Annotated in this window: 13 protein-coding genes and 2 tRNA genes; 9 read left to right on the top strand and 6 right to left on the bottom strand. The window is 70.7% G+C overall.

What is annotated here, in order from left to right:
• Positions 1 to 23 precede the first annotated feature (23 nt).
• From ACTMMA_RS10735 to ACTMMA_RS10720, 4 genes are all read right to left on the bottom strand, one after another.
• Positions 24 to 1,406, bottom strand: coding sequence for an HNH endonuclease signature motif containing protein (locus tag ACTMMA_RS10735; RefSeq protein ID WP_441190119.1), 1,383 nt, complete (start codon positions 1,404 to 1,406; stop codon positions 24 to 26).
• 118 nt (positions 1,407 to 1,524) lie between these two features.
• Complete coding sequence (locus ACTMMA_RS10730) at positions 1,525 to 2,418, bottom strand: hypothetical protein (protein ID WP_441190118.1); 894 nt, start codon at positions 2,416 to 2,418, stop codon at positions 1,525 to 1,527.
• Complete coding sequence (locus ACTMMA_RS10725) at positions 2,411 to 2,992, bottom strand: DUF6318 family protein (protein ID WP_441190117.1); 582 nt, start codon at positions 2,990 to 2,992, stop codon at positions 2,411 to 2,413. The genes ACTMMA_RS10730 and ACTMMA_RS10725 overlap by 8 nt, the downstream gene beginning before the upstream one ends.
• A 156-nt stretch (positions 2,993 to 3,148) precedes the next feature.
• On the bottom strand, positions 3,149 to 4,447 hold the full coding sequence (locus tag ACTMMA_RS10720) for a nicotinate phosphoribosyltransferase (protein WP_441190223.1): 1,299 nt from the start codon (positions 4,445 to 4,447) through the stop codon (positions 3,149 to 3,151).
• A gap of 162 nt (positions 4,448 to 4,609) precedes the next feature.
• On the opposite strand from ACTMMA_RS10720, the gene clpS reads away from it, so the two are divergent.
• The 7 genes from clpS to ACTMMA_RS10685 all read left to right on the top strand — a co-directional run bounded on the left by clpS (position 4,610) and on the right by ACTMMA_RS10685 (position 9,294).
• Positions 4,610 to 4,870, top strand: a complete 261-nt coding sequence (clpS, locus tag ACTMMA_RS10715) for an ATP-dependent Clp protease adapter ClpS (protein ID WP_441190222.1) — start codon at positions 4,610 to 4,612, stop codon at positions 4,868 to 4,870.
• Between the two features lies 1 nt (position 4,871).
• Complete coding sequence (locus ACTMMA_RS10710) at positions 4,872 to 5,456, top strand: DUF2017 family protein (RefSeq protein ID WP_441190116.1); 585 nt, start codon at positions 4,872 to 4,874, stop codon at positions 5,454 to 5,456.
• Between the two features lie 36 nt (positions 5,457 to 5,492).
• Positions 5,493 to 7,046 (top strand): glutamate--tRNA ligase, encoded by a 1,554-nt coding sequence (gltX, locus tag ACTMMA_RS10705; RefSeq protein ID WP_441190115.1) that lies wholly within the window; start codon positions 5,493 to 5,495, stop codon positions 7,044 to 7,046.
• Entirely contained in the window at positions 7,043 to 7,885 is an 843-nt protein-coding gene (locus tag ACTMMA_RS10700) for an HAD family hydrolase (RefSeq protein WP_441190114.1), read from the top strand. Before gltX ends, ACTMMA_RS10700 begins: the two co-directional genes overlap by 4 nt.
• 47 nt (positions 7,886 to 7,932) lie before the next feature.
• Positions 7,933 to 8,004: transfer RNA gene (locus tag ACTMMA_RS10695), tRNA-Gln, on the top strand.
• Positions 8,005 to 8,089: 85 nt separating this feature from the next.
• Positions 8,090 to 8,162 (top strand) — tRNA-Glu (locus tag ACTMMA_RS10690).
• 250 nt (positions 8,163 to 8,412) lie between these two features.
• Positions 8,413 to 9,294: an HU family DNA-binding protein gene (locus ACTMMA_RS10685; RefSeq protein WP_441190113.1), complete on the top strand. Its 882-nt coding sequence runs from the start codon at positions 8,413 to 8,415 to the stop codon at positions 9,292 to 9,294.
• Positions 9,295 to 9,337: 43 nt separating this feature from the next.
• Here ACTMMA_RS10685 and ACTMMA_RS10680 read toward each other — a convergent pair whose 3' ends face one another.
• Entirely contained in the window at positions 9,338 to 9,571 is a 234-nt protein-coding gene (locus ACTMMA_RS10680) for a hypothetical protein (protein ID WP_441190112.1), read from the bottom strand.
• Positions 9,572 to 9,580: 9 nt separating this feature from the next.
• Positions 9,581 to 10,297 (bottom strand): 2-phospho-L-lactate guanylyltransferase, encoded by a 717-nt coding sequence (gene cofC / locus ACTMMA_RS10675; protein WP_441190111.1) that lies wholly within the window; start codon positions 10,295 to 10,297, stop codon positions 9,581 to 9,583.
• 46 nt (positions 10,298 to 10,343) lie between these two features.
• On the opposite strand from cofC, the gene ACTMMA_RS10670 reads away from it, so the two are divergent.
• Both ACTMMA_RS10670 and ACTMMA_RS10665 read left to right on the top strand, forming a co-directional pair.
• Positions 10,344 to 11,090, top strand: coding sequence for a lysophospholipid acyltransferase family protein (locus ACTMMA_RS10670; RefSeq protein WP_441190110.1), 747 nt, complete (start codon positions 10,344 to 10,346; stop codon positions 11,088 to 11,090).
• Positions 11,087 to 12,088 (top strand): NAD(P)H-dependent glycerol-3-phosphate dehydrogenase, encoded by a 1,002-nt coding sequence (locus ACTMMA_RS10665; RefSeq protein WP_441190109.1) that lies wholly within the window; start codon positions 11,087 to 11,089, stop codon positions 12,086 to 12,088. The genes ACTMMA_RS10670 and ACTMMA_RS10665 overlap by 4 nt, the downstream gene beginning before the upstream one ends.
• The last annotated feature ends 189 nt before the right edge of the window (positions 12,089 to 12,277 follow it).

Here is a 12,277-nt window from a genome sequence, read left to right as displayed (position 1 = left end):
TGGCCGGGTGCGGAGCAGGGTCGTCAGACGTGCCAGATGACGGAGCCCCCGGAGACCGTCGCGGTGAGGTCGTTGAGGTGCACCAAGGTGTGGTGCTGGCCGCACAGGAGGGCCATGTCATCCACGTCGGTCTCGCCACCGCGGCACCACCAGGTGATGTGATGGGAGTCGCACCACTGTGGGGGCACGGTGCATCCGGGGAAGGAGCAGTGCTGGTCGCGGGCCACGAGGGCTTTCCACTGGCCTGGTGTGGCGTAGCGGGCGTCTCTGCCGAGTTTGAGCGGTTGCCCGTCCTCGGACAGCCAGACCGGCGTGATCTCTCCCTTGCAGGCGATCAGGCCCGCGGTCATCGCGGAGACGATCATCCCGGCAGCGGTGATCCCCGGTCCGCTGGGCTGGCCCTTGTCCGGGTCGAAGGGGATCGTGAGGATCACTGTCGAGCGCCCGGTCGACGGCGCTCCGCCGGGGTTGGAGAGTCCACGATCGACGACCTTCATGAGCGCGTCGAACTTGCGCATCGGCGCCGAGCGCTCGTCCGCCTCGTCGGGCGTGGGCTCAGGCGCAGCGAGCGAGGAGGAGAACAGCCCCTCGAGCGTGGCTGCGTGCTCATCGGGTGCGTCGATGCTGAAGCGGGTCAAGCCGTCGCCGAGCCGTCTGCTCGTGACCGACCGCAGCTGGTGAGCGGCCCGCTCTCTGGCGCCTGGGTCCTTGGCGTCCAGGAGATCCTGGACCAGCTTGGCGCACACGATGCCGAGGTCCCGATCGCTGAGGCTTCCGTTGCCGGCGGCGGTGATGCTGATCGAGGCGTAGGCCTCCTGCTGGTCCGGGTCGAGCGAAGGTGCGAGTCGCAGCATCGTCCGCGCGACCTGCGAGGCCCGGTGCAGCGGGATCCGACCGGCCGCGACCTCCTCGGCCAGCGGCCTGCCCCAGTGCGTGCCAGCGGCGTTGACGATCTGCCCCACCTTGACCGCGTCTCCGGGCGGCAGCCACGGGCAGCGGACCCGGAGCCAGTCGCTCAAGGAGAGCCCGACCTCGGTGTGCAACCCCCGCTCCGATGCCTCCCACGCCATGGCGAACACGACCCCGTCGAGGTCGCTCCGGAGCCTGCCCATCGTCTCGAGGGCGGCCCGGATGCCTTGGTCGAAGATCTGTGCCCGCTCCCGGGTCGTGGTCTGCGCCTGGCCCAGTCCCCGGGACGCTGCTTCCAGACCTGCTGACACCTCTTCACCCGGCAGGCCGGGGGTTTCCTCGGTCAGCGACAGCCGGACCTCCGCCCACAGCTCGTCACGCTCGTCGTCGCTGGGGTATGAGCCGTCGTTGAGCATCGCCAGCTGCTCCGCCTCGATGGCGGCCAGCAGCGCACGGTCCGCCTCCGAGGCGAACGGCGGTGCGATCTCTGGCTCCATGTAGACACTCAACCAGGGACCACTGACAGACCTGTCCCACGCTCTTGACCTGCGGAAATGCGATCGTCCGACACGGCCTCCGCCACCGGGAGGCATCCTCCGGAGGTGACCCTGATCGTCAGCCGTTGTCGCTGTAGAGCCGGTTCCTGGAGGTGAGCACCTCAAGGGTGGTGGTGGGGCCCTCGACCGTTGCGGTTGCGGGTATGGAGCGCCACTCGCCTCCGTCGACGCTCACCTCGCCGCCGTACTCGACGCTGATGTAGGGGTTCAGCCCGGCAGCCTTGGCGGTGTAGGTGTGGGTGATGCTGCCTCCCGGATACGGGCCGCCCATGTCCGTGGTGGGTCCGATCGTCGTCCCGTCACCAGTGACGTAGGAGATCCCCACGAGGGTCGGTCGGATGCGCACCTCGTGCCCGGCGAGGGTCGTGGTGTCGACCTCGTCCGGCTGGAACCCAGCCTCGGGCCAGGACAGCTCGAAGTAGACGGGCAGGTTGACCAGCGTTCGCCCACCGGGCGGTTCCAGAATGGTCTGGGGGAGTGCGAAGTCGGTCCGGTGGAAGGCGTTGATGATCATCGCCTCCGTCAGTTCCTGGGCCGGTTCGCCGGACCTGGCTGGAACCGAAGGCGTGAAGCATGTCTGCCCTACGAGATCCCAGCCGCTCACGGGCCCTTCGCTGTCAGCGATACGTCGATAGACGAGGGAGTGGGGCCCAGGGGACTCGGGGGCAAACGTCTCGCAGTACTGGATTGCGGATCCGCAGATCTCTAGGCGAGGTTGCGCAGGTGTGTTCCCGTCGCATGCAATCACCGCCACAAACTCGTACCACAGAACAGGGTTCGCGGCATTGTTGCCCGGTGGGTAGGTCGCAGCTAGAGCGTAGGTCTTCTCCTGCGATAAACCAACGTACGCACCGCCTCCGTCTTCGACGCACGAGACGAATCCACCGTCCTCATCGTCGCAGGGAGGATCGGTGGATCCCATCACGGTCGCAGCAAAAAGGATGTCAAGCATTCTTCGCAACCATGATTTCGGCGACGAGCCACCGATCGTCCTCATGGACTAGTTCAAAGACCGCAGTCGCAGAGGTTTCCTTCGATTTCGCGGTAGCCGCCTGCGTGATGTCGGCTTCAACTGTGGCCGAACCCGGTAAGGCGATCGGTGTGGTCTCGTGCAACGTTAGGTAACGGGACTCCGTGCTCGGCTCTTTGAGGAGACCAGCGAGGCCCTCGCAGGATGCGCATCCTTCTGCTTGAAGTGGGTCCATCAACTCTGGCTCGCCATGGTGGTAGGCGTAATTGAAAGTGCTGATCCAGTGTCTTACGAACTGATCCGCCCCAGCCTCAGTTGGTTCGAGCGCCTCCTCAGGCATCTCAGGTGCCCCAGCCTCCGGCTCACTCGTCACCTCCACCTCTTCTGTCGTCGGCGCGGGAGCCTCAGTCGTCGGAGCCGGCTCCGACGTCACCGCAGGCGTCGACGTGGTGAGCGCAGGCTCACTCGTGGGCGGTGCGGACGGCTTGGCCTCGGGCTGGCATCCGGCCAGCACCCCCAGGCTCACCACGGCAGCAACGATCGCGGTCAGTCTCACTGACTACCCCTCCTGGCAGCGGCGCCCACCCGGCTCTGCCACGGGCAGGCATCTGTCCACGCCAGTCTGCCCCAGCAAACCTCAAGATCCCGTTGTCCACAGGTAAAGGATTGGTAAGGATCCAACCGTTCCCAGGGATGTGGAAAACCCTGCGGCTCAGCTCCAGTCGTCCAGGTAGCGCGTGGGGATCGCCGGCTCGCCGTGGGACAGCCGCAGCGCCTTCAGCGGCAGCTCCGCCCGCGCCATCTCGTGGTGCTCCTTGGCGGTCTGGGCGTCCGTGGCAGCCACGACCTCGCCCTTCTCCACCAGCGGCACCAGCAGCTGCCGGTCGTCGCCGTCGTCGTCCGGCTGCTCGTTGATCCCGATGATCTCGGCCTGGGCCACGCCACCGGCATTACGACGACGCAGCGCATACTTGCGCCCGCCCACCGAGCTTTTGTCCTTGCTCGCCTTGGCCACGCCCTCCATGACGCCCTCGTCGTTCGCGCGGCTCACCAGCTTGTAGACCATCCCGGCCGCCGGATGGCCGGACCCGGTCACCACCCGCGTCCCGACGCCATAGGCGTCCACCGGCGCCGCCTGCAGCGCGGCGATCGCATACTCGTCCAGGTCCGAGGTCACGACGATCCGCGTGTCCTTCGCCCCCAGCCCGTCCAGCTGTCGCCGCACCTCGTGGGCCTGCGACACCAGGTCGCCGCTGTCCAGCCGCACCCCGCCCAGCTCCGGCCCCCCGAGCTCCACGGCCAGCTCGACCGCGGCCGTCACGTCATAGGTGTCCACCAGCAGCGTCGTCGACAGGCCCAGGCTCTCGAGCTGGTTCGCGAAGGCCTCCCGCTCGTCCTCGTGCAGCAGCGTGTAGGAGTGCGCAGCCGTCCCCATCGTCGGCACGCCGTAGCGCCGCCCTGCCTCCAGGTTCGACGTCGACGCGAAGCCCGCGATGTACGCCGCACGTGCGCTGGCCACCGCCGCCCCCTCGTGCGTGCGCCGGGACCCCATCTCGATGCACGGCCGGCCGTCCGCGGCCGCCGTCATCCGCGAGGCCGCCGAGGCCACGGCGGAGTCGTGGTTGAGCATCGACAGGATCATCGTCTCCAGCACCACCCCCTCGGCGAAGGTCGACTCGACCACGAGCAGAGGTGAGCCGGGAAAGTAGATCTCCCCTTCCGCATACCCCCAGATATCCCCGGAGAAGCGGTAGCCCGCCAACCACTCCAGCGTCCGCTCGTCGACCACCTTGGTCTCGCGCAGGAAGGCGAGCTCCTCCTCGCCGAACCTGAAGTCGCGCAGCCCCTCCAGCGCACGCCCGATCCCGGCGACGACGCCATAACGCCGACCGTCGGGCAGCCGTCGCGCGAACGCCTCGAAGACGCAGGGGCGATCCGCGTGACCGCTGGCGAGGGCCGCCTGGATCATCGTCAGCTCGTAGTGGTCCGTCAGCAGCGAGGTGGGGGTGATCACGGCCACAGCCTAGTCCTGCGGGTATGCGGCACCGCCGGGTCCGCGCATCCCTCACCCCGGTCCGCCTACAGTGGTCGGGTGCCCATCGACCTGCCGCCGCCCCCCGGACCGCCCGGCCCGCCCGACGGCCCCGAGACCACGCCCGAGCGACGAAGCAGCGTGGCCGTGCTCGACCGGCCCGAGGCGGACACCCCCTGGGTCACGCTGGTCTGGAACGACCCGGTCAACCTCATGTCCTACGTCACCTGGGTCTTCCAGACGCACTTCGGCTACCCGCGCGAGAAGGCCGAGGCGCTGATGATGGACGTCCACACCAAGGGTCGTGCGGTCGTCTCCACCGGCGCCCGCGAAAAGTGCGAGGCCGACACCGAGGCGATGCACGGCTACGGGCTCTGGGCGACCTTCCAGAAGGACGACTGAGATGGCCACCGCCTTCCGTCAGCGTCGCGGCCGTCTGGTCGCCAGCTTCGACGCCGAGGAGATCGAGGTCGTCGTCCACGTCCTGCGCCTGACCCGCGACTTCGTCGCCCCCGAGCGCCCGGACACCGGCGACCCCTTCCTGGACCTCGTGGCCGGCCTGGGTGACGAGGTCGACCCGGAGGAGCCCTCGGACCCGGCCCTGGCCCGGCTCCTGCCGCCCGCCTCCCGCGACGACGCCGAGCAGGCGGCGGAGTTCCGTCGCCTCACCGAGCACGGGCTGCGCTCCCGCAAGGCCGCGACCATCAGCACCGCGATCGAGGCGCTCCAGGCGGCCACCCCGCCCAAGGTGGAGCTCGACCTCGACCAGGGCCGTGCCCTGGCGATCGCCCTGACCGACGCCCGCCTGATCCTGGGGGAGCGCCTCGGCCTGCGCACCGACGAGGACTCCGAGCGCCTGCACGCCGAGCTCGAGGCCGCCCTGGTCGGCGAGATCGAGCTCGACCCGGGCACGGCGCAGAAGATGGCCTACTACGACTTCCTCTCCTGGCTCCAGGAGTCGGTGACGTCGGCCCTCATGAGCAGGTGAGCCGCCCCATACCCGCCCAGTAGTCTTGGCCCCATCATGACCACTCACTCCGCCCCCACCTCCCAGACCGAGCACGACGAGGTCACCGGCCCGGCCGTCCGCGCCCGCTTCTGCCCCAGCCCCACCGGCACGCCGCACGTGGGCCTGGCCCGCACGGCGCTGTTCAACTGGGCCTTCGCCCGGCACCATGGCGGCACCCTCGTCTTCCGCATCGAGGACACCGACGCCGCGCGCGACAGCCAGGAGTCGATGGACCAGATCGTCGACGCCCTGGACTGGCTGGGCCTGGACTACGACGAGGGCCCCGGTGTGGGTGGCGACTACGGTCCCTACCGGCAGAGCGAGCGCGCTCACCTGCACCGCGAGGTTGCCGACAAGCTCCTGGAGGCCGGTCTGGCCTACGAGTCCTTCAGCACGCCCGAGGAGGTCGAGGAGCGCCACAAGGCGGCCGGGCGCGACGTCAAGCTCGGCTACGACAACCACGACCGGGACCTGACCGACGAGCAGAAGGACGCCTTCCGCGCCGAGGGCCGCGAGCCCGTGCTGCGCCTGCGGATGCCCGACGAGGACATCACCTTCTACGACCTCGTCCGTGGCGAGGTCACCTTCAAGGCGGGCTCGGTGCCCGACTTCGTGATCGTGCGGGGCAACGGCCAGCCGCTCTACACCCTGGTCAACCCGGTCGACGACGCGATGATGCGGATCACCCACGTCATCCGTGGCGAGGACCTGCTCTCCTCGACCCCGCGCCAGATCGCGCTCTACCGCGCCCTCATCGAGATCGGGGTGGCCGAGCGCGTGCCCACCTTCGCCCACCTGCCGCTGGTGCTGGGGGAGGGCAGCAAGAAGCTCTCCAAGCGCGACCCCCAGTCCAACCTCTTCCTGCACCGCGACCGCGGCTTCATCCGCGAGGGCATGATCAACTACCTGGCGCTGCTGGGCTGGGCGATCGGCCCCGATCGCGACATCTTCGAGCCGCAGCACCTCGTGGAGGCCTTCGACGTGCGTGACGTCAACCCCAACCCCGCGCGGTGGGACCAGAAGAAGGCCGAGTCCATCAACGGCGACCACATCCGGCGACTCTCGTTGGCCGAGTTCACCTCCCGACTGCTGCCGGTGCTGCGCGAGGCGGGCGTCCTCGGGCCCCAGTCCGACATGGGCGAGCTCGCCGTCCTCAAGGAGATCGCCGACCTGATCCAGACGCGGATCCAGGTGCTCTCCGAGGCCGTCCCGCTGGTGGCGCCCTTCTACCTGCGCGGTGACGCCCTGCCGATCGCCGACGACGCCCGCGCCAAGCTCAAGGACGACGCCCCGGCCGTCCTCGACGCCGCCATCGCCGCCCTCGACGAGATCTCTGGTGCGCTGCCGGACCCCCTGGGCGGGGGAGTGGAGTGGAAGACCGAGCGCATCGAGGAGGCTCTGCGCGTCGCACTGATCGAGGGTATGGGGCTCAAGCCCCGCTTCGCCTTCGGTCCCCTCCGCACCGCGGTCTCCGGCCAGCGGATCAGCCCGCCGCTGTTCGAGTCGATGGAGATCCTCGGCAAGGACGAGACCCTGGCCCGGCTGCGTCGCCTGCGGGCCGAGGTGTGACCGAGGCCGGTCCGCGGCCGACGGCACGGCACGGACGGCAGGGCCGGGCGGTCCTGCCGCCCTCGGGGCTCGCCGGCCTGCTGCTCGACATCGACGACACCCTCCTGACGACGCGAGAGGCCATGCACCGGGCCGCCACGGCCGCCACCCTGGCGGTCTGGCCCGACGCCGATCCCGGCCGCCTGGGCTCCGTCGGCAGGCGCTACCGCGACGACCCGGGCGGTCATTTCCGCGCCTACACCCGCGGGGAGCACGACCTGGAGACGATGCGCAGCCGCCGCGTCGCGGACCTGGCGACCTGGCTCGAGGTGGACTTCGAGGACGAGCACGGTGCGCGCTGGCGGGACCACTTCGACACCGGTCTGATGGACGGCATCACCGTCTTCGAGGACGTCCTGCCCGCGCTGGAGGCGGCGTGGGAGGCCGGGATCCCCGTGGCGCTCCTGACCAACGCCGGTGTCGACATCACCAGGGACAAGCTGCGCCGCTGCCGCCTGGACGAGCTGCTCCAGGCCCGGTCCGTGCCCCTGGTGACCAAGGACTCGCTGGGCATCGGCAAGCCGGCGCCCGAGGTCTTCCACCACGGCTGCGAGCTCATCGACCGGGACCCTTCGACGGTCGCCTACGTCGGTGACGAGCTCGACGTCGACCCCGTCGCGGCCATCGACGCCGGCCTCGGGGGAGCCTGGGTGCTCAGGGACGGGTATGCGGTCTCGCAGGCCGATCTGGACCTCGCCGAGAGCCGTGGCCTGGCGCCCTTCACCCGCGTCGACGAGGCGGTCGCGGCCCTGCTGCACGCCGGTGCCCCGGGATTTGGGTCCACGGCCCGAGCACGGTAAGGTATCTCCTCGTGTCACCGGCTCGGAAACGGTCCGGAGATACCCCTTGGGGTATGGTGTAATTGGCAGCACGACTGATTCTGGTTCAGTTAGTCTAGGTTCGAGTCCTGGTACCCCAGCGCTTGATCGGTCTCCGGGCCGATTTCGCAGAGGGCCACCTGATCAGGTACGGTTTCTCGTCGGCGCTTCACGCGTCACCCACACGGCCCCGTTGTGTAGTGGCCTAGCACGCCGCCCTCTCAAGGCGGTAGCGCGGGTTCGAATCCCGTCGGGGCTACGTCGTGTGAGAACGGCCCCCACCATCTGGTGGGGGCCGTTCTGCGTCTGCCCGGCTCATCTGGCTCCCGAGGGCTCGGGCGCCGTGGGTCCCGGGCCGGTCCCGGAGGCGTTCTCGACTCCGCGGGCTCGCCGGATGTGATGTGCGGCATGTGATGTGCCACATCGACAGTGTCTCCTACGGGGCGTAGCGTTAGGGCATCGGCACACACCCCTGATGTCGCCGCGACCTTTCCGGACAGGAGCAGCGCGTGAACAAGGCAGACCTGATCGAAGCACTGGCGCCCCGCCTCGGAGGGAGGGTCGCAGCCACCGTCGCCGTCGAGGCGCTGGCCGATGTCGTCATGCGGGAGGTGGCCGCGGGGGGATCGATCGGGATCAGCGGGTTCGGCACCTTCGAGCGGGTCGAGCGCGCGGCCCGGACCGGCCGCAACCCGCGCACCGGTGAGGCCGTGCCGATCGCCGCGACGGTGTCCCCGCGCTTCCGCCCCGGCGCCTACTTCAAGGATGTCGTGACCGAGCCGGCCAAGCTGCCCAAGGAGGGTCTGGCCGGCGCCCGGGTGGGCAGCGACGGCAGCGTGCCTGCTCCTGCCGGTCGTGCTGCGACGGCCGGGTCCTCAGCCGGGTCCACGGCCGGGTCCGCGCCGTCCGACTCCCGGGCCAGCGGTTCCCGGGCCTCTGGCGGGGCCGGCGGGGCCGGGACTCCCAGCAGCGTCCGCCGCAGCGCTCAGCCCTCGGCGGCGAAGAAGACCACCGCCAAGCGGGTGGCCAGCACCACCTCGGCTGCGGCGAAGACCGCCGCGGGCAAGAAGGGGGTCTCCGGCACGCCCACGACCGTCCGCGCCGCCCGGGTCGAGGAGCCCGCGCCCGCGCCGACCATCCCGGCCCCGGCCAGCGGTCGGCTGATGACCAGCGGCGAGGAGATCACCCAGAAGATCCTGTCGGCCAAGAAGGCCGAGCTGGCCCGCGTGAAGGACGACGCCCCGGCCGCCGACGCCAAGGACGCCAAGAAGGGTAAGGGGAAGAAGGGCAAGGACTCCGAGGGCAAGAAGTCGAAGGACGCCAAGTCCAAGGACAAGGGCAAGGCCAAGAAGGGCGACAAGAAGTCCGGCAAGAAGGGCAAGAAAGGCTGACCGGCCCGCCCCGGTGACGGGTCTCCCCGCCCAGGGGCTCCCCTCAGCGGATCTGCTCGCCCTCGCCGATCCCGACGATCCACAGCCGGGTCAGGTGCGCCCCGGTCGTCTCGGGGTCGTCCTCGCTCGCCTCGACGCTGACGCGCTGCCCCACACGCAGGTGGCGCAGGCCGGAAGCCCCGAAGACGTCGGCGTCGAAGGGGAGCAGCCGCCCCGTGTCGAGCAGCACGCTGCCCGCGCCGCTGTCCGGGTCGAAGGTGTGCACGCTGGCCTGCATGGCGCCAGCCTATGCGCGTCCGTCCTGGGCCGCGGCGGCCAGGGCTGCCGCGGTGTGCCGCCCGACCCCCAGCTCGAGCGCCGTCTCCAGGTCGGCCCAGGTGTCGACGTCCTGCCGCAGCCGGGGCAGGTCGAGCTCCAGCCGCACGGCCCCGGCCGCCGCGTGACGCTCCGCCGAGCCCGGCCCGAACAGCGGCAGCGGCTCGCCGACGGTCCCGGTCAGCAGCACCGTCCCCGTCCCCTCCGCGTCCGGCACCACGGCGCTCGGGTATGCGGCGCACGCCGCCAGCGCCTCGCGCAGGTCCGCCGGCCGCACCGCGGGCAGGTCTCCCAGCAGCGCAGCCCAGCCGTGGGACGGACCATCACCGTCGGGACGGGCCTCGTCGCGGTGCACGTCGGCGCGCCAGCCCGCGGTGATCGCGGCGTTCAGCCCCCTTCCCGGGTCCGGCACCACGTGCGCACCGAGGTCCTCCGCCGCGCGTCGGGCCTGCTCGTCGGAGGTCACCACGACGAGCTGGGCCGGGTCGAGCGCCGCGCAGACGGCCTCGAGGGTGTCCCGGGCCACGGCCCGGGCCAGGTCCGGGCGGGAGAGGGGCGCAGGAGGGGCCAGGCGCGACTTGGCGAGGGAGACCTCCTTGACGGGGAGCACGAGGTGCCAGCGCACCCCATACCCCCCGGGTCGGGACGAGGAGGTGGCTCCGGGAGGAGGTGCCGGCTCGCTGCTCACCCCGACATCCTCGCCCACCGGCCGCCCCGGGTGACAAGATGATTGCGTGAAGCGCACGCCCATCGCCCAGAAGCTGCCGTGGTCCTATCACGTCGTCATCGGCACCGTCCGGCCGCTGCTGATGGCCGCCACGCGGCGTCAGTGGTCCGGCGGGGAGCACGTGCCGCCGACCGGGGGGTTCATCGCCTCGGCCAACCACTACTCCGAGGTGGACGTCTTCATGATGGCCCACTTCCTCGTCGACCATGGCCGGGCGCCGTTCTTCCTGGCCAAGTCCGGGCTGTTCAAGGTGCCGCTGCTGGGCAAGGCCCTGCTGCACCTGGAGCAGGTGCCGGTCCACCGGGCCACCTCACGTGCCGGTGGGGCCCTCGTCGAGGCGAGGCAGGCCCTGGACGAAGGCAAGTGCATCGCGATCATGCCCGAGGGGACCCTCACCCGTGACCCCGACATGTGGCCGATGAAGGCCAAGTCCGGCGTGGGCCGACTCGCGCTCGCGAGCCGCGTGCCCGTGCTGCCCATTGGCACCTGGGGTGCCCAGGAGGTCCTCGACCGCTACGCCCGTCGTCCCGGAAACCTGCTCAAGCGGCCGGTGCAGAAGGTCAAGGCCGGCCCGCCCGTGGACCTCAGCGATCTCTACGACCGCGCCGACGACCCCGCGGCGCAGGTCGAGGCGACCGCGCGCGTCATGGCGGCCATCACCGACCTCGTGGCCGAGCTGCGGGGCGAGACCCCGCCGGAGACGCCCTACGTGATGAAGCCTGGCGAGGGGCGCCGGGCCAAGGGGCAGAAGTGACCCGGGCAGCCGTCTTCGGGGCGGGCAGCTGGGGCACCGCCTTCGCCCAGATCCTGGCCGACGGGGAGCTGGAGCAGGTCACCCTCTGGGCCCGGCGCGACGAGGTCGCGCGCGGGATCAACGAGGAGCACCGCAATCCTGACTACCTCCACGAGATCGAGCTGCCCGCCAGCGTGCGAGCCACCACCGACCCCGGGGCGGCGGCCGAAGGGGCGGGCCTGGCGGTGCTGGCCGTGCCCTCGCAGAGCCTGCGCGACAACCTGCGCGACTGGGGCTCTCAGATCCCGCGCGACGCTTTGGTCGTCTCCCTGATGAAGGGCATCGAGCTGGGCACCGGCCAGCGGATGAGCGAGGTCATCGAGGCCTCCGGGATCGAGCGCGAGCGGATCGTCGTGGTCTCCGGCCCCAACCTCAGCCGCGAGATCGCCCAGCGACAGCCCGCCGCCAGCGTGGTGGCCTGCACCGACTACGACGCGGCGGAGCAGGTCGCGGCGCAGGTGGCCCAGCCCTACTTCCGTCCCTACACCCAGACCGACGTCGTCGGCGCCGAGATCGGTGGGGCGGTCAAGAACGTCATCGCGCTCGCCGTGGGCATGGCCGAGGGGCTGGGCTATGGCGACAACACCAAGTCCTCGCTCATCACCCGGGGTCTGGCCGAGATCGCGCGGCTCGGGCAGGCCCTGGGCGCAGACCCGGCCACCCTCATGGGGCTCGCCGGGGTGGGCGACCTGATCGCCACCTGCATGTCCCCGCTGTCCCGCAACCACCAGGTCGGCGTCGCGCTGGGGGAGGGGGCCACCATCGCCGAGGTTCTGGCCCGGCCGCACCAGACGGCGGAGGGCGTCAAGTCCTGCGGCTCGGTGGTGGAGCTGGCCGCCCGGAACGGCGTCGACATGCCCATCTGCCAGGGCGTGGCCGCAGTGGTCGGCGGCCGCGCGACCCCCGCCGAGCTGACCGGCGCGCTGATGTCCCGGGCCCGCAAGCACGAGCGGGGCTGAGGCGGGGCTTCCCACGCCCACCGGAGCCCCGAGGTCGGCCATCGCGCGGCGCCAGCGGTTCGACGAGGTCGTGGGCCCCTACGGGTTTGCTCGCTGACAGCGAGCAAACCCGTAGGGGCCGTGTCGAGGGGGGTCGGTCCCGTGGAGCGGACGCCCGCAGACGGTGCTCCCTGCGCGTCCCTCCCGCCG

Source organism: Ornithinimicrobium panacihumi, from assembly GCF_052073805.1.
In the GTDB taxonomy this organism is placed as follows: Bacteria; Actinomycetota; Actinomycetes; order Actinomycetales; family Dermatophilaceae; genus Ornithinicoccus; species Ornithinicoccus panacihumi.
This window is presented reverse-complemented; position numbering and strand designations above follow the sequence as displayed.

Bases quoted from the DNA above. Each gene is read 5' to 3' on its own strand.
- ACTMMA_RS10735 (WP_441190119.1), bottom strand. From the start codon at position 1,406: ATGGAGCCAGAGATCGCACCGCCGTTCGCCTCGGAGGCGGACCGTGCG.
- ACTMMA_RS10680 (WP_441190112.1), bottom strand. From the start codon at position 9,571: ATGCAGGCCAGCGTGCACACCTTCGACCCGGACAGCGGCGCGGGCAGC.
- ACTMMA_RS10730 (WP_441190118.1), bottom strand. From the start codon at position 2,418: ATGCTTGACATCCTTTTTGCTGCGACCGTGATGGGATCCACCGATCCT.
- ACTMMA_RS10710 (WP_441190116.1), top strand. From the start codon at position 4,872: ATGGCCACCGCCTTCCGTCAGCGTCGCGGCCGTCTGGTCGCCAGCTTC.
- gltX (WP_441190115.1), top strand. From the start codon at position 5,493: ATGACCACTCACTCCGCCCCCACCTCCCAGACCGAGCACGACGAGGTC.